Source organism: Reichenbachiella sp. (genome assembly GCF_039944555.1).
Taxonomy (GTDB): domain Bacteria; phylum Bacteroidota; class Bacteroidia; order Cytophagales; family Cyclobacteriaceae; genus Reichenbachiella.
In genome coordinates this window covers 642,606-663,032 of record NZ_JBDUYN010000012.1, presented here as the reverse complement: position 1 = coordinate 663,032, position 20,427 = coordinate 642,606, and the positions used below count along the sequence as shown (strand labels likewise).

The following is a 20,427-nucleotide window of genomic DNA, read 5'->3' as shown; positions in this document are numbered from 1 at the left end:
CCTCCTATTACACTAGTGCCGTGTAGCGTACTCTGACAATAATGTCACTGATGTTTGCGATCTTGGCTGCATCTGCCTCGGTAAAGGCGATGGTCCAATCACCGCAAACGCCCGTGCTCTCAAATGGCAGATACCTCGGATCACCCATATCAGCCGCGAACAATCCGGCGTCTTCCTGACCGGTGGACAGGGCTACCTTCTGACCATCACCTATCTTGGAACGAATTTCGTTTCCTGACTGGTCATAGATCACGTTGTCCGTATGGCTCAAAATGGCATGGATATCCTCATAAGGCCCCAATAGTGTGGGCACGGTCACCGTTACCATTTTCACCTGGTGCATGTAAGAGTTGCTGTAATCGGCCGTCAGATCAGCCAATGCGATCGGTAAAGTGATCGAATTGCCATTGGCCGCCAAATATTCTGCCATGGTCTGATTCGAGCCAACTACTGCATCCAACAAGGAAATCGTTTTCACTACTTCCATTCTCCTGAAGTTTTTCTCCAGATAGAAGTTGTCCAGCAGGTTCAGTGAGTGAGACAAGACTTCACCGGCCAGCAGGCCTTCGTGCGTGCTGTCCCAGCTGCTAGTGTTAATTAAATTCACATTTGGATCAGTCATCGAATATCCCAATTCATACTTCAGGGCATCCTGTGCTTGGGTACTTAACTCCAATGCTAGTTTGTATGCCTGATAATAGGTACTTGTGAGATAACTTTGCATCCACCGGTATAAATCCTCGTTGCTGAATTTGTCTTTGTAAAAGTTCAAGATCACCTGATTCTGATCGATCTGAGTCTTGGTAATATCAAAATCCTGCTGTGCTCCCTGTAGTTGATAAAAGGTAGCCTCGTACTGTTGCTTGATCTGCTCTATCTCTGCTTCTGCCAATTGCTTCTGCAACTGCCACTCCTGACGCCTTCTTTTGTAGGACGCTTTGGTTCCTTCAATAGACGACTGCGTACCTCTAACACCTGCTCCTGCTGCTAATACTGACGCAACGGAACTTAATGACCACCCTGCTGCAGTCCAACGATTAGTTAAACTGGTATAAAAACCAACCATGTGAGCTATTGCTGATGCTCCAGAAACACCTGCAGAGGCAATCTGCATAATTTCTGATTTCTTCAAATCACTTAAACCTATACTTTCATGTTTTGCAGCATCTACAGTAGGCGCAAAATTCATACTAACCTGTACTTGCTCATTGTCCCCTAAGGTCTCGGTCTGTGATGCCGAACCATCGACTGCCAAACTAAGAACATCCTTACCAGAGGCATCTCCTGAGAGTGCAGTACCCGACTGATTTCCGAAATCATACTCTATCAGTTTGTCAAAGTACAGGTATCTCGTAGCTGCCATAATCATGCTTTGGGTCACACTATCCAGCTGTGCCTGGAGCTGATCTATCTGAGCCTGCTTCAGGTTCAGTGTCATGGACAGAATGGTGGCCTGCTGGGTCAGTTCGAGCTGAGCCAACTCCTGTACATCGCGCTTCTCTAAGGTAGTCAACAGATTTTGCCCAAAACCGCTTACTATACCGGCAAACTCCTTGGCTTTGGAAAGCAATACGGAATACCTGTAGACCGGTGCCGTAGTAGTTAACACAGCAGCTATCACATCGGATAACGAAACTCCTTTTTGTTTGGCAGCTATCAAACCCATTACGTTTAAACTTGGCTCAAACAAATTAAGGTTGAGCGGGTTTCCATTGATGTCCAAACTGTTTCTGAGGTTTTTCAACCTGCCTTGTACGGTATTCCAGAAAGACAGCATCTGCTTATTTTCCGGTGTTCCGAAGTAAAGACCGGGGATAAAGTTAAAAGGCATGTTTGAAACCACGCCAGCTGTAGGCTGAGCAATGATATTGTCCAGATTCGCTTCTAACCCAATAAGGAACTCAGGGATATTGCCATCACTGTATTGATCATTGATGGTATTCAATGTTCTGGTCGTTTCATCCCCAGCATTTTCCTCAGAAAACTGACCGTCTTCCGTAGGTCTAGCGCCTAACAGGTCATTGCATTCCAGATACAATATGGCTGCCTGTAATATAGAGTCTCTCGACGCCTGTGTATACAAACGATCAGCCCAATCCATTTTGGACTTGACCACGTGCATTATCACTGCCTTTTGATAGGCCATTGGTCGCAAATAGGCAATCGGGTGTGGAGAAAAGGGATCATTATAATATTGCTCAAGCGCATGGTTTTCGGCCGTTGCACTGAACATACTGCTAGTACTGCCTGCTACATAACTAAGTGTATGATCTGCCTGATCTTCCAACAATCTGCCTTGTGGCTGGGCAAAAACACCACGGGCCAGCGAAGGACTAAAATAGGTCCTGAGCCCTATGAACCTCCAATAAATGTCGCTATTGTTCTGATCTTTATCCAGATATTCCTGCTCCACGGTGGTCACACTATCGTATCGCCTGGCCGGATCAAAAATATATTTGTTCCAAGAGGCACTGTTGCTGTAGTCCCCTGCATCGTGATAAGTATCCGCTACGAACCATGGCGCAAAGCAGAATATTTCCCAATAATAGAGGGCATTGGCTCCTGAAATATCCAGATAGTCGTCATTCGGCCAAAAATTAATTGGAACCAAATCAACATTAGGCTGCAATTCGGAGAATGAGTCAGCCGAAGACAATTGTGTCTGTACACTCAATAAGTTGTCCACTCCTCCACTCTTCAGTGCATCTACCAGATTGGCAGCTGATTCGGCTGAGGTCATCCTGACAAATCTCCACTGACCACCCTCGTCTAAACCTCCCACGTATGGCAATCCCAAATACTCAGCCAGTCCTGTATTCATAATAATCGGTGCATTAGTGCCTGTAGCCACCGACTGTACAGTAGTACCTAAAGGCAGGTTGTCAAACATAGACGTATAGTCGGAGTTACTGAAGATTTTGTATCCAGACATCAACGGAATGTAGTCTAGTATCTCCGTTGAATCGGCATATTGCTGTTTGGCAATAAAGTTTTCTACATAAAAACATGAGTTCTGAGAACTGGTTAGGTGCGAACAAATACCTCCTTTTGACATAGGTGCAAGTGTATAAGAAGACTCAGACGAAGACTCAGCTTGCTCATTAGCAATCGTAATGAGCTGGTTATTCGATTTTTTACCAGCATACAACGTAGCTAGAAGTTTATTGTCCTCTATTACTCCCTGGCTTATTGCAACATATATCCATTGCTTTTGGGGTATACTTTCAACTTTCAATAAATTTTTAGTCGAATTAGGATTACCCTGAGTAAGTTGTAGATCCCCAGCTGAAGTTATTTGTAAGTAAAGCATGTTTTCCGCAGTAGAAGTACCAAGAAAATCCGCATAAAGTTCAACGTAATAAGGTTGCTGCTTCAAGTCTAACTCATCTATGTAAATCCACATCCCATAAAGCCGATTATAGTTGCCAGAGGTATTAAATCCAGCTGCTTCATAATCCAAACAAATAAATTCCGTATTTGAATCACTTGTGACACTACCATCTATTTTATAACCTTGAAAAAATGGTGACTCCACCAGGTCTGGGCCAGTTGAGTAAAATGCATCTACACTTCCTTTTTTAATGGGTTTAGAATTATTCCAAACTGCCGCATAAGCAATATCACTATCTTCATCACTTCCCGCCAGTAAAATATTGATGGGATCGTCTTCGGTATCTGACACATTCAACCATCTGTCAATACGATAGTTCGTGATAGTCTGTCCTGTGCTCTGATTGGCATACGCATAAGTCGCCAAGATATAATCACTATCCTCTGTAGCTACAGTGGATAGCTCCAGTAGATTGTATGCATGGTTTTCCAGCAAATCTTCGTAGGTCACGGATTCCTGAAATCCAGTCATTTTCGCGCTACCAATTTCCTGAATCTGGGACCAGGAGCCGTTCAGTTGTTGATAAGAACACTTAATGATGTACTCAAAGGTGTTGTTTCCATCACTATCGGTGCTGGTGAGCTCAAAACCGATCCAAAATAAGTAGAGCGTATTAAAAGCCGAAATAATATTTACATAGGCAGAAGAAATCGTAGCATCGATGACTTTCCAGGGTGTCCATATCACCGGCGTATAGTTTTCATTGACATCCTGCGAAAGTTTAAGGCTTCTGGTAAAGTAGTGATAAGGCTGTGTATTGGTCTTACCGACAAAATACATGTAGCTGGTACTTTCGTCGAAATAGCTCGCCACACACTTAAGGTTAGCTACTTCCTCATAATCTTGCAAATATTGATTGAAAGCCATTCGTACATTTTCCTCAGTCGGTGAAGAGTCATTGAGCATGCTCTCAAACGCTGCAAAAGCGTCACTTTTTTCGCTTCTCAGCTCAGGTCTCAGATAGTTTTCAGGATTTAAGAATACTTTTCTATTGGCTTCCCAGATTCGATAACTTTCGAACCAAGGCCATAAGTTTTCATAAAAATAAGTATCCAGTTTCAGCGCTGGCTCTTGCCCCATCACTATCCTATGGAAATAGGTCGTGTAGGCACTTATCGCATCCCGAACAAGGGAAGTGGTAAACTTGCCGGTTACCTGCACATCCACGAGTAAGTACTGAGACAAATCTGTAAATGTCCTGATGCCCTCATAGTAGCTGTATCCGCTATTTCTCATGATGCCTAACAAGGAACCTGCCAGTACGTCTCTGTAGGTCTCGTCGATGGTGATGCTCAATGTATTGGTTATGGTACCACTCTGAGACTGCTGATTACCGGCGTAGAGTACGTTGGTCATTTCATTAGCCACGTTTTCATAGGCATCATATCCTTCTGCACCGGCCTGATTATCCAAATCTAACAAGGCCTCTACAGTAATATTCATCTGGGCAGCCAGATTGAATAGCTGCTGCATGCCGGTAACGAGCGTAACATTGTCCGCATTTGCATATGAGGCAGAACCTACTCCCCATGCATTCAACACATCTACGATCTGTGATTGCTCCCAGCTGGTTGCTTCGGCCAAAAGATTGGCATTTTCAACATAACCGGTATCCAGTTTTAAAAATGCAATCAGATCATTATCACTGTCTGCATAACTCTGTACCAGGCTATGCAGGTTTATGATTTGCGCAACGGCTGTAGGACTAATGGCAAACTGGCTGCTTGCTTCGGGGTTCTCCAACAAACTGTATCCTTCTAAAATGTACTGTAGCTCTTCTCGGCTAAGTGTCAGTGTATTGATAAGTATAGCCAATCTATTTAATTGATCCAGCATAGCTATTTGTTCGCTGATTTGATCTGCTGTCAATTCAGCAATCACTGTACCTTCATTAGTTAAGGTATTCTGAATCAATGTGTAATACAGGTGTAGTATGTTATTTGCTGCCGTTGTAGTATCTCCTGTCGAAGCAATTAGTTCTTTCCAGTCACTTATGGTCTCCCCTACTCCGGTGTTGACGGCAAGATCAAGTGTATCTTCAAACACGCTATTGATTAGACCATTTTGTGGTTGCCGATAGCTCTGAAGCATCGTGTTGAAGTCATCTATAGCAGCCGACGGCAATGAAAACGCGGGGTTTTCCATATTTGTCTGATAAGCACCAATCAATACTACTCCACCGTTTACGGAACCAGAATCGGAGGTGACTTGATCCACGTACCCATCGGCTACCAAATTGGCGTAATCAGCATTAGAAGAGAAGGTTATCCTGAGCTTTTTCTGCTCCTGAGCCAACCAGTCGTTGTAGTTGGCTTCGGTCAACAAAATGGACTGCTCGATACCGGCAAAGATTTGTTGAACAGCCTTTATGGTATCATTTTTACCCGGCACTAATGACTCCTGCTGACCTGCAGCATTGGCCATAAGCATTAAATCTTCGGAGGTGATTTCCGTATCCGCTACAGTAGCAGCAAATGCCTGAATAGCTTGGAAAGCTCCTACCAGTACCAAAGGACCTGTCGTCGGCTGAGTAGTCACCAAAGGGCCTGCGAAGGAGATGTAACTACCGTCCGCCAGATTATTCATCAGGAATACAAATGTTTTGGCATCCAACCCTAATAATCTACCGGCGAGAGAAACTCTAAACAGTGCTGATAGAAAGTCCTGATTAAGCGTAATTTGAGATTCGGTCGTAGCGTCATATCCAAACTGGGTGGCACAGGCCTGTCCTACAAGGATCAAATCCTGCAAAGACAACTGCGTACCACGCATCAATGCAGTAGTCGTCGCATCATAATCGTTGGTAGATACGAGTGTAGCCAGATCCCAGGTGGTAAAGTCGGACTGCTGATAAAAAACCGGCGCAACACTTCCAAAAATTTGCTTGATCATGGTCTGACCGGATTGTGCACCAAAATCTTTGATCAACCCAAGCAAGGCGGTGGCAACCTCTACATTTTCTGAGTTAAAGTCGCTGGTAACCTTCTTGATGGCAGCCAGATAGCTGTATAATTCAGGAACGGCCAAGGCATCGTCTTCCTTCAAGTCTTTGTAACTTTTGACAAATACTGTGATCAACCAATTGAGATCCGTATAAGACAAGCCGGAAGCTTGAGATAATCGTATGAGTCTATTGAGTCTGTCCTGCTTCAACACTGATACGTGCTCGAATCTTTGATCTCCGTCAGTTTCATAAAATATCTTTAATGGTGACAAATCATTACCGCTTGATTGCGACCAGCCATTGATATAAAACTGAGACATTGGCTGATGTCCTCCAGCAGCGGTTTTTATTTCATCGTCACTCAAATTTTCATAGAGGATATCTGACAAGTCTGAAGTGGAGATAAATGTGGTTTCGAGAACCTCCGAAATCGACAACATATCTGTGCCATCAGGCAAACCGTATCTTTCTCTCATTAGAGAAGTGTCATCCGTAACCGGTACACTTAGAATCTGACTGTAAAGCCCCTGATACACAGTAAGCTGCTCAAGGGCAATAGCCAACTTGTATTCATCACTTGCTGTTATAATTTGTGAAGGCTTGGTGGCCTGCCAAATTGAACTTAAGGCCGTATTTTGCAGGGTTAGCGATGACCTGAGTTGCTCAAGGTAATAATTGTAAGGCGCAGTGAGCGGATATGGCTGCGCAGCCAAATCACTAATAACTTCTTCTGTGGTTTTGCCAGAAATCTGAGCGCATTGCTTGATAAGCAATTCATTTACAATTTGGAGCTTTGGAATTTCGGTGGTCGTATTTGCAGCGTTTAGCACCAGATCCATCACATCCGGTCTCCGGCTTCTAATTCGCTGATTAGCGGGGTCTGTTCCGTCAATAGCCGGTAGCACATACCGCTCTGCACTTTTATCCAAATCTACCAGATAAGCCGAAGGAGACAATACACTGTCGTTTTCGTCTACCGACATGTAATTTTTTTGATTGAATAGCGTCTGGTAGTTCGGCAACTGAGCGTAGCTGGATCCTAAACTATTCCATGGTACAATACGACCATCGTTGGTAGCGTCTTGCATACCCATATATTGCATAACTACCTGGCTGCGAATATTGGCTGCACTATTGTAAAAGATACTTAGCGTGCTGTTCCTCTCCTCTGGACTTTGGGTTGCTCCCGGAAAAGAGATCATTTGATATCCTATTTCAAGGAATTGGCTTGTGGCCATGCTTGTTGCATCAAATGATGAACATACATTTCGTTTAGCCATAAAACGAAAAGCTACCTGATACTTTTGCGCATCGCTCAATGAGGATGAGGGATCATTGTCGTTCCAATAGTTTGGATTCTGCCATATGTTCCACATACGTTGCTGGCTGTCATAAAAGGCATTACAGGAAGTTTCATAACTATATCCCGCTTTTCCAAGGTCAGAAGCCTCCCAACCGTCAATAAATAATTGATTCTTGATAGCTGTAGAAATAAACCATGTACTATTTGAAGCGACCTTTTGGCCGATGTCTTTGTACGGAGTACTCGTATTCTTCGCTGTCTGGTAAATCTGAATGAAATTGGCATATAATTCTCCTGTACTGATGACTGAGTCTGTTTGACTTGCATCGAGGATGGTACTTGCTTTTTTGGCGGTGATAACAGACTTTGCTTGTGCCACATCTGAGGACCTAATTGTCTTTTCCTTCATAGTAGTTAGAATTGTTAGTATGTAGTAAAATTGATTTTTACAACATGAGATGAACACAATTGGCTGGCCCCAATGCTATAAACAAAGCAGTGAATTCAAGCCAGGCGCTTAGCTCAAATTGTAATTCTGACAGGGGTTTTTAATAAAAAAGGGTGCAACACCCAAAGAAGTCGGTTCATTATTTAGAATAAACCCTAAATTAGAAATGAATTAGATTAGATTGAATTCAACTAACGATTCAAATCGCACTTCCTTAGCAAACAGGGAACTGTTCAGAATCAAATGTAGTACAATTAAAGGAAACGATAAAAAGAAATTGATAAACTCGTATTATTTTTTTTTCAAATGTTTCTCATTCCCAAGGTGCGTACAACATCCAGCATGTCACATTCAAAAATTTCCAAACTGAAATGATAACACTCCTGAAAAACCGGAAAGATTATCATCTGCAAGGTTTTCCAAACTTGAACCCCTCACTAATCGATACCCAGCTCCAAATCCCATCCTGAAATGGTATGAAATGTTGAGTTCTACCAGAGCCGAAGGTTCAAATACAAAAAAGGAGGTTGACTCCAAGGTGAAATCATTATCACCATTTGGTACATTAAAGTAGTTGTCATCAGACACATCCAGATGGCCGGCACCTATAACCATAGGTACACTGAGATGTATGATTTCTTTAGAGGCAACTTTAAAACCCATAAGCATACCGGCGTAACCACCATAAATGTTCAAATCTCTGAGCTCGTTAGTCTCAGGATCGAATCCTTCAAACTGCGATTCTGTAGCTATACCATAACCCGCAACCCCGAGCATAATGTTCTTGTTTACCAAGATACCTCCATAGGCACCCATAATCAGGGCCTGCTGAGAGACAACCTCACCTACTCGAAAATCTATATTGCCAAAGCCAGTAATTTCTTTCCCTCTTCCTATAAGCGACTTGACTTCACCTTTTTTTGGTGTATCGGTGAATTGCTGAGCCTGCGTCGACAAGAACACAAAATGAAACAAGACTCCTGCTATATACTTCATTTTACTCATCGTCCAAAAATTAAAATACATACTTGATAGCGATTGAGGCATCCCAAAAATCAGCTTTAACTTTTCTTAACCCAACATAATTGAGGTAGGGTTTAGAATCGATACTGAGCGTAATTGGTACACTTAGCATTCTATATTCAATACCTATCATACCATCAATTCCTAGTGTTAGGTAGCTTTTTTCTTCATAAAGAAACATGGTAGGATCATTATTAGACAGTATTTTATCGAGGTTGTCGTGTTCTTCCACGCCTACATGCCCACCTACTCCATAATAAAAATAAAAGTTCTCATTGAATGAAACGTGCATAGGTTGATGCATGAGAAACATACCGGTCAATTGTATGCCATTTTTTTGATTACTTATTATTAGTTCAATGGCTTGTTCGTCTACAATAAATTTTTTGAAGGTCAAACCAGAGCTACCCCCAAGTCTAATTCCAGCCGATCTGTCATATTGCTGGGCTTGGATTTGGCCAAAGCTGACCACAAGCAGTATGGCTATACATAAAGCTTTAAATAAATTACGCATATAGTTCATTGAGATAGACCTGATTAATTCTTATTGGTAATGCCACCTGTCTCTTCAAGATATACGATGACCTCCCCCGATTCTCCTTCTATGTTCACCTGACTTCGTTTTGCTTTTATCATACCTACTTCGCCTGACAGCGTGATGATTTTTTCATTTTCGTCGTTACGCACTTTTTCCATCCCCATAAAATTTCTAGTTAAAAACATCCGATCTTCTCTGCCTTTCAAAGTTGCTAAAAAATAGGCCCCCATGTCCAGGCTGATATTCACGTCTGCGGTTCTACTTTTCAAATTCACCAAATTAAAGTTGCTGTTAATACTATTAATCCTAATGTCTCCATAGTTTAATTCCATATCTATACGATCTAACATGCTGTCTATCAATACATTTGAAAAACTCGAGTAACCTCTCACCGCAGTTACCTTTTCTAGATAAATTTTGTCGTTTCGTGAATCAACTTTCAGACTTTTAACAGCTCTGACATCAAAAGTCGAAGAACTACTCGTAAGGTCTATATCGCCTCCTTCTCTTAAATCAAAGTCCGCTCCTTTCAGTTCGATAAATGCCTTTTCCAATTTTTTTATTCTAACCTTTCCGAAGCTGAAGTTCAATCTACTGGTACCGCTTAATTCTTCGGCCTTAAAATCTCCGTGAGCCACTTTGATGGTTGCTTTCTGGGTCAAGTTTTGCACATAAACATCGCCGAACTTATTATCTAGTATCAAAATTGCTTTGTGTGGAATTATTAAGTCATAATCTATGCTGATTTTGTTCTTGCTGATAATGGTCTTCGAATAGTCTCCTAAACTATTCATAACCTCTTTGAACATGCTTGAATTTCGGTCGAGTACTGTTTCAATATTTAGTAGATCACCAAAATTTTTGAATTCAACATTCACTCGCTGCATATTCTTTGTAAGCGCCTCGTCGTTCTTACCATAGGCTGTAATTTTCACATTTACAATCACAGAATCTTTATCCCAGGTATCCACAATCACTTGCCCATATTTGTTGGTCAATTCAATGGTAGATTTTTCCTCTATTTCAAAAGATTGGGAAATATTCTTAGTCAATGTTCTGGTTTGTGCATGAGTAATATACGCGGCCAGTATCACTCCTATCGCCAGGAGCATTCCCCTAAGAATCATTCGATATGTTCCTTTTCTGGTCATAATTCCTTGCGCTCTTCTAGCTGCATTATTATTTGTTCCAATATTTCAAGTTTGATTTTATAATTATCGATCATTGCATGAAGTACTTCCTCATTGTCTGCGTTATCTTTTAAATCCCTTTTCAATTCTAAAAACGCTTGGTCCAATACTTCCATATTTCGAAAAACCTCTTGCTCAGCCGTTCGATCCAGTCGTGATATTTCTGCGACTTTGATCGCAATAAGGTCGTTGTAGTAGTACTCCGCTTCCTGAAGTTCGGTACTCATCATCATTTCCTGCGTTTGAGCATTCCAATTTACCCAGCTCATATAAAAAGTCCCGCCCAATACAAATAATACAATTGCCGCAGCTCGCCACACATACCTGAGAGGAATAATCACACTGCGCTTATGCTGCCTTGATTTATCAAGCCTGTCAGCTATTTGTTCCCAATCCTCAGCTTTATAATCGTATACTTCGAAAGCATCGCGATTCAGGTCCACAAAATTTTTCAAATCATTTGTTTCCATAGCTCTTGTTACTTTGTACTGTCAATAAGTTGCGGATCTTCTGCTTGGCCTTGCTATACTGTGCCTTCGAAGCAGACTCCGAAATACTCATAATCTGGCTTATCTCCTTATGATCATAGCCTTCGAATAAATACAAGTTGAATACTGTTCTACAACCATCCGAAATTTGTTCCAGTGCCTTCATGATATTCTGAGCTTCGTGACTGATGATTTCTTTGTCAATCACTTCCTGCTCTTCCGCTGGATCCATACTCTCGTCTAGTGAAACCGCAAAAATCCGTTTCTTTTTGATGGCATTTATGCACTTGTTGACCGTGATACGCTTTATCCAGGCACTGAATGTACTGAGTTCCTTTAGTGTTCCTATCTTTAAAAATGCCTCAACAAAAACATCTTGTAATAGATCCTTGGCATCATCATCGTCATTCATCATACGCCGACAAATGTTGTACATGGCACCAGCATACCTTCTGTACATTTCATTCTGTGCCACCCGATCTCCGGCCTGGCATCGTAGAATGAGTTCTCTATGTATGTCGTACTGAATGTTTTTCACCTCTGTTACAGAATACTCTATAGACATGCTTCTTTAAGAATGGTTTCCATTCTTAAAGACATTATTTTTATATACAGCACTAAAGATAAACCGATCAAAAAATTCACAAAATTCAATTCGTTCAAATCTCTGACCAACAATTACTTTATTAATATCTTTAAGCTCCTTGCTTTCTAATCTAGTTGTAAATCTAAAGAAGGTGTGTATAATTGCTGACAAAACCATTTGCCATGTTTTGTTCTTCAAGATTTGGAAGTCCGAAACAATCAGATTGCCTTGATCAGTCATCAAATCCTTCAGCAAGTCTATATTTTGAATCAAGTTTTTCTTTTCAAACAAATCCAGAAAGTAAAAACAACATATCCAATCATATGCCTTGGAAGGGTCGAATTCTTCGAGCTTTGCTTGATGAAAATGTATATCCAAGTTAGAAAACCTAGAAGCACCCATTTTTGCCCTATTGATCATTTGACTAGAGGGTTCTACAAAATCTATAAGTAAGGGTAGATTAAGTCGATTAAGCGCTTCGAGAACTTTACCCGAACCGCCGCCAACGATCAGTAAATGACTATTTGCCTTAATCAAGTGAATGAAATGATTTTGCGATTTTAGAATTTCTCCGCGAAAAACTATACTTGCCAAAGCATCATAAAACCTCGCTATGCCATCGAAATTATTCAAAACCAATAGATCATTCCAGGTAGGATAAATATTGCATCACCAATCCATCGAAACCTTTCTTTCTCCTTGAACCATAGCGGTTTGGCGTAAATCAAACCAAGAGTTACAGTCATTGCAATGAATATTACCTGAAAGTACATCTGCACAAAAGATTGAGAAAAAAAGAATGCTCCAATGATGGATACCCCTAAGAACGAAAATAGCCAACGAAGATGTTTCAATGTTTTTGGAATCCCAAAATGAGTTGTCCAAGAACGATAACCATCCTGTATGTCAGTACTTATCTCATAATATGAAAAAAGGAGCAAATTGATCGATGCGAGCAAAATAGTCTGCACAAAAAGGAAATAAATGGTAATATCTAATTGCGGTCCTATCGAAAATACACCTAAAAATATACCACAAGAATAGAGCACGGCTATAAAAATCTCTTTGGCAAAGTAAATCCTAAACAACCAAATCGATAAAAAATAAAGACCAACGAACCCCAACAGCACACAACCATAAATTAATGTACTATAAGGCAAGTAGAATAATAGCCTAAGCCCAAATCCAGAAACTATCAGAAATAATAGGAATATTGGCGTCCGATATTTTTTATGAAATGAATGTCTTCCAGTACTTGGCTTCTTATCTAAACTATTCCCATCAATCAAATGGTCCAAGGTGTAGATGAGCCAGATACAACAACCCAATGCAGCAGAAATACTCCAATGCAAATCCACTCTTGCTACCAGTGCAACGGCTTTGGTAAATATGATACCTCCAACAACCACGTCGAGGGAAAGCCAGCGTAGGACGGAAAAAATATGTTTGAGATAAGTCACCGAATCAATCCAAAAACAAAAAAGGCTGAACTCGATTAAAGCTCAGCCTTCCATTTATATTTTATACTGATTATCCATCGCTTGCTAATGCTTCTGCGCCGCCTACGATTTCAAGAATCTCTTTAGTAATAGCCGCCTGACGAGTTCTATTGTAGTCCAACTTAAGTGCTTTCAACATCTCACCGGCATTGTCGGTAGCCTGATCCATAGCTGTCATACGAGCCCCATTTTCGGAGGCGTTAGATTCCAAAGTAGCTTTATAAAATTGAATCTTTAAAGACTTAGGTATCAACTCTTCTATGACATATTCCATCGATGGCTGATAAATATACTCTTGGCTTGCAAAACTGCCAGCTACTTCTTCTTCAGCGGAATCAACTTGCTCTACAGGCAAAAATTGCTCTACTCTAAGAATTTGCGTAGCCACATTTTTAAACTCATTATACACCAATTCCACCTTATCAAATTCACCATCAACAAATGACTTCATCACATGCTCCGCAGCCACTTTAGCCTTCTCAAAAGAGAGATCTGAAAAAAGTCCATAATAGTTATCGATAACCTGATAGTTTCGCTTGGAGAAATACTCAAATGCTTTTTTGCCAATCGGTAAGATATGTACGCCACCATGCTTGTCTTCGTAAGAGTACTTCTCTTTTATAAGCGCTACAGCAGCCTTAAAAACGTTGTTGTTGAATGCACCACAGAGTCCTCTGTCAGAAGTTACGACCACAAGAAGAACATTATTGACTTCTCGCTCTTCTCCATAGAGATTGTCTGACCCCTCATCCAAACCAGCCGATACGTTTTGCAGAAGCCCTGTAAGCTTCTGCGAATATGGTCGCATCTGAATGATTTTGTCTTGTGCTCTTTTCAGTTTGGCAGCAGCTACCATTTTCATGGCACTGGTGATTTGCTGAGTGGAGGTAACAGACGCTATCCTATTTTTTACTTCTTTTAAATTGGCCATTGCAGCTTCTTAGTTTTCAAATCTGGTAGCAACTTCTTTCGCTACTTCGCCTAATTTAGTAGTTGTGTCCTCGTCGAACTTTCCAGCAGCAAGTGCAGTCAGGATATCTTCATGCTGTGTTTTCATCACAGTCACAAACTCGGACTGATAAGCTCTGGCTTTTTCAACAGGCACCTTATCCATGAAACCCTTGGTAGATGCGTAGATGGTAGCAACTTGCTCGCCAACCGGAATCGGAGAGTATTGGGCTTGCTTCAGAATTTCCTGGTTTTTTTGTCCTCTTGAAATTACCAGCTGTGTAGCTGCATCAAGATCCGATCCAAATTTAGCGAAAGCCTCTAGCTCTCTAAATTGTGCTTGATCTAGTTTCAATGTACCTGCTACTTTTTTCATAGACTTGATCTGAGCGTTACCACCCACACGAGATACCGAAATACCTACGTTGATCGCTGGCCTAATACCGGAGTTGAACAAGTTTGTTTCAAGGAAAATCTGTCCATCTGTAATCGAAATTACGTTAGTCGGGATATATGCAGAAACATCACCCGCTTGTGTTTCAATAATAGGAAGTGCGGTCAACGATCCGCCACCTTTTACTTTATCCTTCAATGACTCAGGCAAGTCATTCATTTCTTTTGCGATTTCATCATTCTGACTCACTTTTGCCGCTCTTTCTAACAATCTTGAGTGAAGATAGAATACATCCCCTGGATATGCTTCACGTCCCGGAGGTCTTCTTAGCAACAATGAAACTTCACGGTAAGCCACCGCTTGCTTCGACAAATCATCATATATCACTAGCGCCGGTCTTCCTGTATCTCTAAAGTACTCACCTACAGCTGCTCCCGTAAACGGAGCAAAGAACTGCATGGGAGCAGGATCAGCGGCAGAAGCAGACACAATCACCGTATATGCCATTGCACCGGCCTTTTCCAGAGCACTGTAAATACCAGCTACCGTGGATGCCTTTTGCCCGACAGCAACGTAGATACAAAATACAGGCTCCCCTTTATCGTAAAATTCTTTTTGGTTGATAATGGTATCAATCGCTACTGCAGTCTTACCTGTCTGACGATCACCAATGATCAGCTCTCTTTGTCCTCTACCAATTGGAATCATTGAGTCGATTGAAGTAATACCAGTCTGAAGAGGTTCGTCTACAGGCTGTCTGTAGATTACTCCTGGAGCTTTGCGCTCCAGTGGCATTTCGTAAAGATCGCCAGAGACCGCACCTTTACCATCGATAGGGTTTCCAAGCGTGTCAATTACTCTTCCACACAAGCCATCACCAGCTTTGATAGAAGCAATTTGCTTGGTTCTTTTTACTGTATCACCTTCCCTTACACCTGAAGATTCTCCTAATAGTACCGCACCTACATTGTCTTCTTCAAGGTTCAAAACCATGGCTTTTAGGCCATTTTCAAACTCCAAAAGCTCACCTGACTGTGCTTCAGTCAGACCATAGATTCTGGCTACGCCATCACCCACTTGTAGTACTGTACCTATTTCTTCTAATTCAGCCTCTGTTCTGAAGTTTGAGAGTTGCTCTCTCAGTATCGATGAAACTTCATCTGGTCTTACATCTGCCATTACTATTGTTAATTTTAGATCTTTTAATTTCTTTTTAAAATCACCTAACAGTGATTATAATTTACTCACATAGCCTTTGTCAACAAACTGAAGTCTTAGTTCTTTCAATTTACCACTCACACTATCGTCTATTTGTTTATCTCCTATTTTTAATACAAACCCGCCAATCAAATCTGGATCTGTCTTTTCCGTCAGTGCCACCTCGCTCTTTGTGATTTTCTTCACTATAGCATTGATGTCCTTTCTGACTGCAGCTGAAAGAGGGTTGACAGTTGTAATTGTGCTTTCCACAATTCCTTTGAAATTATTGTATTGTGCCTTGAATGTCGCAGCAACCTCAGGCAAGTACATCTCTCTATTCTTCTTTGCAAGAATTTCAAAGATGGACATAGTCAGATCATTGACCTTTCCTTTAAATATTTCCTTAAGGATAGATAGCTTCTTGAAGTGGCTAATGATCGGGTTTTTCAACATCAAAACCAAATCATGATTTGCATTGCATACGTCTGTAAACATTTGCATGTCCTTAACCACTTTATCCAGGCACTTCTTCTCCTCGGCTAATTCCAAAAGAGACTTTGCATATCTCGATGCTATCCTAAACTCTGACATATCAGTTGACTTTTATGTCTTTTATTAAATCTTTTACCAGGGTCTCTTGTGCCTTTTTGTCGGCCAGACTATTTTTCAAGACTTTCTCAGCTATATCCAAAGAAAGATTGGCTACCAGGTTTTTTACATCTGCCAGCGCCGCATTCTTTTCAGTATTGATTACCGCTTTAGCGTCTTCAATCATTTTGGCTGTGATCTTAGATGTTTCGTCTTTGGCTTCCTCTTTTATCTTATTGGCAACCTCGGTGGCATCTTTGAGCATTTTGTCTCTTTCGATTCGAGCTTCCTGGAGCAAATACTCATTGTCCTGCTTAAGCTCTTCAATTTTCTTTTTAGCATTTTCCGCTGCGTCTAGCGAATCCTGAATAAACGACTCTCTGGTTCTCAAAGCGTCAGTAATAGGTTTCCAAACGAATCCGGCCAATATTCCAAACACTGCGAGGAATACGATGGTTTGCCAAATTATTAGTCCAATACCGGGGGTAACTAGTTCCACTTTATCTCTTTTTTTAAATAACTAAAAGACATGGTCCTGATGCCTAATGCAAACAGAACCATGTCAAAAAAATTAATTTCCTGCGTTAACAGACATAAATCCAATTACTGCAGCAAACAAGGCAACACCTTCAATCAAGGCTGCTGCGATAATCATTGCTGTCTGGATTTTTCCAGCTGCTTCAGGTTGTCTAGCGATACTTTCAGTAGCTCCTTTACCGATCATTCCGATACCAAGACCTGCTCCTAGTACTGCTAATCCTGCTCCTATTGCTCCCATTACAATTAATTTATATGGTTTAAAAAAAATAAATTCTTAATGATGTTCTTCCACTGCTTGTCCAAAATACATGGATGTCAGTAGTGTAAATACATAAGCCTGTAGCAGAGCCACAAACAATTCCAACATGTTCATCACAGTTGCAAATGCTGTAGAAGCTACACCTACTACCAAACTCTGGGTAATGAATGTTAGACTTATAATACTCAATATAATAATGTGCCCTGCTGTGATATTCGCAAACAAACGAACCATCAATGAGAAGGGCTTAGTAAATATTCCAATGATTTCGATTGGCCACAAGATCAGGTATAAAGGCAATTTCGCCAACCAAGGCATGCTATTGCCTAACGGATCTAAAATGTGTAACCAGTACGTTTTTCTTCCTGATGCCAGGGTGATCACCAAAGTCAAGACTGACAAAGTCATTGTTACAGCAATATTACCTGTAAGATTAGCTGCAGCAGGCAAGAGTCCTAACAGGTTGCCAAACCATACGAAGAAAAATAAGGTTAATAAATAAGGCAAATACTTTTCGTACTTCGGGCCAATGTTAGGCTTTACAATCTCATCTCTGACATATATAATAATAGGTTCGAAAAAAGATTGAATTCCTCTAGGCGCTCGCTTTACATTTTTCTTATACCCTCTAGCCACTGACATAAAAATTAATACCATTACCAAAGCGTTGATAAATAGCATGGCTACATTCTTAGTAATAGAAAGATCTATTGGATGAGCGTTGCTGATACCTCCTTTTTCGTCATATTCTAAAGTACCATCAGCATCAGTTTTGTAGATATGTTCGTGAGCATTAAAGTAATAGTTACCGTTGCTTTCTACTACGTTCTGTCCATGGTGGAATTGAGATGACATGAAAACATGAAGGCCATTGTCCCATAATATAACAGGCAAGGGTATGCTTACCGGATGTTCTACTCCGGAGTCGTCTTTGAGATCAAAAAGATGCCAGTCATGAGCATCCATGATGTGATGATTGATCATCACACTTGGGTCGAATTTCTCTCCTTCTTTCGTTTCTCCTGCAAAACTTGTCTGTGATACAAACAGACCGAAAACCATTAATAAAATGCTGATTTTCAGATGCTTACTTGTTGTCATAATTCGACCGTTAATCATGTATTTTGATCTTGACTTGAATTTCGTCGCAAGTTAGACAATAAGGCTGTGATTTCAAACACTACGTAGACGAAATAGATTACCATAAAATTGAGTACGAACAATTTGGAATTCTCCGGGTGCTTCATGAGCCAGACCATCAAGGTAAATAGTGTCACAACAAATCTCAATCCAAGCCCAACTAACGGAAGTATCGCAGAGTCAATATTAGGATTTTTGGCTACCAACAAATAGGTAAAATGTATGCTGGTGTACAGAAACCACAAGAATCCAATAATTTGATAAATCGCAGGATGTACAAATGAGAAGTTCAATACCTCCATCAGGCAGTAGCTTACTAAAATCAAAATCCCTGTAAAGACAGAGATTTTTGACAATTCCTTCATGATTTAGTTTTTTGGAAGTTTCCTGAATAAATTGATAAGTGCCCCGGTAATGCCCAATAATATTCCTATAAGCGTAATGATTGCATCGGTTTGAAAGTAGCTATCCAACCTACTACCTAGCCAATACCCGATCAATATGAAGCCTAGCATTTCAAAGGCCATCCCAGAAAACTTCAGGAAAGAGAGCGGTTGATCAGTTTCCTTATTCCGCTTTGAGGAGTTGCGATTTTGCCTCGGCTTTGTCTCCAATTTGAATTTCTTTAATGGTTACACCCATTTTACATCCACCATTGAAGGTTGCTCCAGACTCTACAATCAGTTTATTAGTGATAATATCACCGTTGATAATTGCCGATGGTTTCAAGATAAGTAGCTCGGAAACTTCGACCTTGCCAGTCACATGTCCTGCAATTTCAGCATTCTGTGCCACCAAGTTACCTTCGATGTGTGAGGAATGCCCACAGGCCGCTTTAGACTTAGTTTTCATATTACCTACGATCTTACCTTCTACACGAATATTGCCATAGGTCTCGATGTCACCGTTCAGAAGGGTTCCCTTACCGATAATGTTACTAGAGTTGCTAAGTTCTTCCACTTCTTTTATTTCTTGCTTATTATTAAACATAGTACAGGTGTGTTTAAAATCTAATCAGTTCTTCGGGATTAATGGGATTGCCATTATACCACAATTCAAAATGCAAATGCGGGCCGGAAGTCAGTTCCCCAGTGTTGCCAATGATAGAAATAACTTCTCCCGCGGTGACAAAATTACCCACGTTTTTCAACAAATCCGAATTGTGTTTGTACATAGATAATAGATTACCCCTATGTTGAATGGCAATGACATAGCCACTATCCTGTGTCCAAGAAGCAAAAACTACCGTCCCATCAGCTACAGATTTGACCGGCTCATCCTGCTTCGCCACAATATCAATGGCCAAATGATCAATCTGCGGATCAAAATGTTCAGACACAATCCCATCTACAGGTTTGAACAAAAAGAAGTCCTGTAATTCATCTGAAAGTCGATTATCAATGAGTTGAAATTCTAAGCCCCCTTTTTCAAATTCTTCTCGAAACTGAGAATCAATAGGGTTTATCACTTCTGATTGTACGATCTGAGTGATTTCAGTACTTTCAATAGTGCCTGAATTTTCCACATCCGTGTATTGAGAATCTTCTCCAGAAATAATCGTTTTTATATTATTAATAAAATCGTCTTTTTTAGTTACTTCCAGCTGCAAAGAATCAACCCGAGAAGCTAATTCCATTACTTCTTTGGTGGCCTTGAGCTCAGCAAAGCGTGGATCGAACCATGCCTCCAACAGGGAAGTAGAGAGGTAAAAACTCAAACCAAAAAAGGCAAAAAAGGACAGAAGAAGAACCAGAATTATCTTGGAATAAGTAAAACTATAAGTAGATTTTTCAGCGAAATTCTCCTCATTTCTAATAATGAGCAGGTATTTGGTAGTAAGCCGATTTGATAAAGTTTTTTTTTGTTCCAAGGAAATTGCTTCTGATTTACGGTAAAAATATATATTAATAGATATTTAGTAAGCCATTATTGTATTAATTGCATTTGA

General features: G+C 40.7%; 17 protein-coding genes. All 17 read right to left on the bottom strand.

Going from position 1 to position 20,427, the window contains the following annotated elements; all coding sequences use genetic code 11:
• Positions 1-7 precede the first annotated feature (7 nt).
• Positions 8-8,047 carry a neuraminidase-like domain-containing protein gene (locus ABJD64_RS20375; protein ID WP_348180404.1) on the bottom strand — a complete coding sequence of 2,680 codons (8,040 nt, stop codon included), beginning with the start codon at positions 8,045-8,047 and terminating at the stop codon, positions 8-10.
• Between the two features lie 390 nt (positions 8,048-8,437).
• Entirely contained in the window at positions 8,438-9,091 is a 654-nt protein-coding gene (locus ABJD64_RS20370) for a hypothetical protein (protein WP_348180405.1), read from the bottom strand.
• Positions 9,092-9,101: 10 nt separating this feature from the next.
• Entirely contained in the window at positions 9,102-9,623 is a 522-nt protein-coding gene (locus ABJD64_RS20365) for a hypothetical protein (protein WP_348180406.1), read from the bottom strand.
• A gap of 23 nt (positions 9,624-9,646) precedes the next feature.
• Positions 9,647-10,798, bottom strand: a complete 1,152-nt coding sequence (locus ABJD64_RS20360) for a hypothetical protein (protein ID WP_348180407.1) — start codon at positions 10,796-10,798, stop codon at positions 9,647-9,649.
• Positions 10,795-11,307: a hypothetical protein gene (locus ABJD64_RS20355; protein ID WP_348180408.1), complete on the bottom strand. Its 513-nt coding sequence runs from the start codon at positions 11,305-11,307 to the stop codon at positions 10,795-10,797. Before ABJD64_RS20355 ends, ABJD64_RS20360 begins: the two co-directional genes overlap by 4 nt.
• Entirely contained in the window at positions 11,294-11,890 is a 597-nt protein-coding gene (locus ABJD64_RS20350) for a sigma-70 family RNA polymerase sigma factor (RefSeq protein WP_348180409.1), read from the bottom strand. The genes ABJD64_RS20355 and ABJD64_RS20350 overlap by 14 nt, the downstream gene beginning before the upstream one ends.
• 6 nt (positions 11,891-11,896) lie before the next feature.
• Positions 11,897-12,448 carry a class I SAM-dependent methyltransferase gene (locus ABJD64_RS20345; protein ID WP_348180410.1) on the bottom strand — a complete coding sequence of 184 codons (552 nt, stop codon included), beginning with the start codon at positions 12,446-12,448 and terminating at the stop codon, positions 11,897-11,899.
• 92 nt (positions 12,449-12,540) lie between these two features.
• Positions 12,541-13,371: a hypothetical protein gene (locus ABJD64_RS20340; protein ID WP_348180411.1), complete on the bottom strand. Its 831-nt coding sequence runs from the start codon at positions 13,369-13,371 to the stop codon at positions 12,541-12,543.
• Positions 13,372-13,441: 70 nt separating this feature from the next.
• Positions 13,442-14,341 (bottom strand): ATP synthase F1 subunit gamma, encoded by a 900-nt coding sequence (atpG, locus tag ABJD64_RS20335; protein ID WP_348180412.1) that lies wholly within the window; start codon positions 14,339-14,341, stop codon positions 13,442-13,444.
• A gap of 9 nt (positions 14,342-14,350) precedes the next feature.
• The gene (atpA, locus tag ABJD64_RS20330; protein ID WP_348180413.1) at positions 14,351-15,931 is read right to left on the bottom strand and encodes a F0F1 ATP synthase subunit alpha; all 1,581 of its coding nucleotides are present in this window, start codon (positions 15,929-15,931) and stop codon (positions 14,351-14,353) included.
• A gap of 54 nt (positions 15,932-15,985) precedes the next feature.
• A complete protein-coding gene (atpH, locus tag ABJD64_RS20325; RefSeq protein WP_348180414.1) occupies positions 15,986-16,543 on the bottom strand; it encodes an ATP synthase F1 subunit delta in 558 nt (185 codons plus the stop codon).
• Position 16,544: 1 nt separating this feature from the next.
• The gene (gene atpF, locus ABJD64_RS20320; RefSeq protein WP_348180415.1) at positions 16,545-17,039 is read right to left on the bottom strand and encodes a F0F1 ATP synthase subunit B; all 495 of its coding nucleotides are present in this window, start codon (positions 17,037-17,039) and stop codon (positions 16,545-16,547) included.
• 72 nt (positions 17,040-17,111) lie between these two features.
• Positions 17,112-17,318, bottom strand: a complete 207-nt coding sequence (atpE, locus tag ABJD64_RS20315; RefSeq protein WP_348119761.1) for an ATP synthase F0 subunit C — start codon at positions 17,316-17,318, stop codon at positions 17,112-17,114.
• 36 nt (positions 17,319-17,354) lie between these two features.
• The gene (gene atpB, locus ABJD64_RS20310; RefSeq protein ID WP_348180416.1) at positions 17,355-18,440 is read right to left on the bottom strand and encodes a F0F1 ATP synthase subunit A; all 1,086 of its coding nucleotides are present in this window, start codon (positions 18,438-18,440) and stop codon (positions 17,355-17,357) included.
• 14 nt (positions 18,441-18,454) lie between these two features.
• Positions 18,455-18,844: a hypothetical protein gene (locus ABJD64_RS20305; protein WP_348180417.1), complete on the bottom strand. Its 390-nt coding sequence runs from the start codon at positions 18,842-18,844 to the stop codon at positions 18,455-18,457.
• Positions 18,845-19,046: 202 nt separating this feature from the next.
• A complete protein-coding gene (locus ABJD64_RS20300) occupies positions 19,047-19,469 on the bottom strand; it encodes a polymer-forming cytoskeletal protein (RefSeq protein WP_348180418.1) in 423 nt (140 codons plus the stop codon).
• A gap of 13 nt (positions 19,470-19,482) precedes the next feature.
• Positions 19,483-20,349 (bottom strand): M23 family metallopeptidase, encoded by an 867-nt coding sequence (locus tag ABJD64_RS20295; protein WP_348180419.1) that lies wholly within the window; start codon positions 20,347-20,349, stop codon positions 19,483-19,485.
• Between the last annotated feature and the right edge of the window lie 78 nt (positions 20,350-20,427).

Bases quoted from the DNA above. Each gene is read 5' to 3' on its own strand.
- ABJD64_RS20370 (WP_348180405.1), bottom strand. From the start codon at position 9,091: ATGAGTAAAATGAAGTATATAGCAGGAGTCTTGTTTCATTTTGTGTTC.
- ABJD64_RS20350 (WP_348180409.1), bottom strand. From the start codon at position 11,890: ATGTCTATAGAGTATTCTGTAACAGAGGTGAAAAACATTCAGTACGAC.
- ABJD64_RS20360 (WP_348180407.1), bottom strand. From the start codon at position 10,798: ATGACCAGAAAAGGAACATATCGAATGATTCTTAGGGGAATGCTCCTG.
- ABJD64_RS20375 (WP_348180404.1), bottom strand. From the start codon at position 8,047: ATGAAGGAAAAGACAATTAGGTCCTCAGATGTGGCACAAGCAAAGTCT.
- atpA (WP_348180413.1), bottom strand. From the start codon at position 15,931: ATGGCAGATGTAAGACCAGATGAAGTTTCATCGATACTGAGAGAGCAA.
- atpB (WP_348180416.1), bottom strand. From the start codon at position 18,440: ATGACAACAAGTAAGCATCTGAAAATCAGCATTTTATTAATGGTTTTC.
- ABJD64_RS20365 (WP_348180406.1), bottom strand. From the start codon at position 9,623: ATGCGTAATTTATTTAAAGCTTTATGTATAGCCATACTGCTTGTGGTC.
- ABJD64_RS20305 (WP_348180417.1), bottom strand. From the start codon at position 18,844: ATGAAGGAATTGTCAAAAATCTCTGTCTTTACAGGGATTTTGATTTTA.
- atpE (WP_348119761.1), bottom strand. From the start codon at position 17,318: ATGGGAGCAATAGGAGCAGGATTAGCAGTACTAGGAGCAGGTCTTGGT.
- atpH (WP_348180414.1), bottom strand. From the start codon at position 16,543: ATGTCAGAGTTTAGGATAGCATCGAGATATGCAAAGTCTCTTTTGGAA.
- ABJD64_RS20300 (WP_348180418.1), bottom strand. From the start codon at position 19,469: ATGTTTAATAATAAGCAAGAAATAAAAGAAGTGGAAGAACTTAGCAAC.
- ABJD64_RS20355 (WP_348180408.1), bottom strand. From the start codon at position 11,307: ATGGAAACAAATGATTTGAAAAATTTTGTGGACCTGAATCGCGATGCT.
- atpG (WP_348180412.1), bottom strand. From the start codon at position 14,341: ATGGCCAATTTAAAAGAAGTAAAAAATAGGATAGCGTCTGTTACCTCC.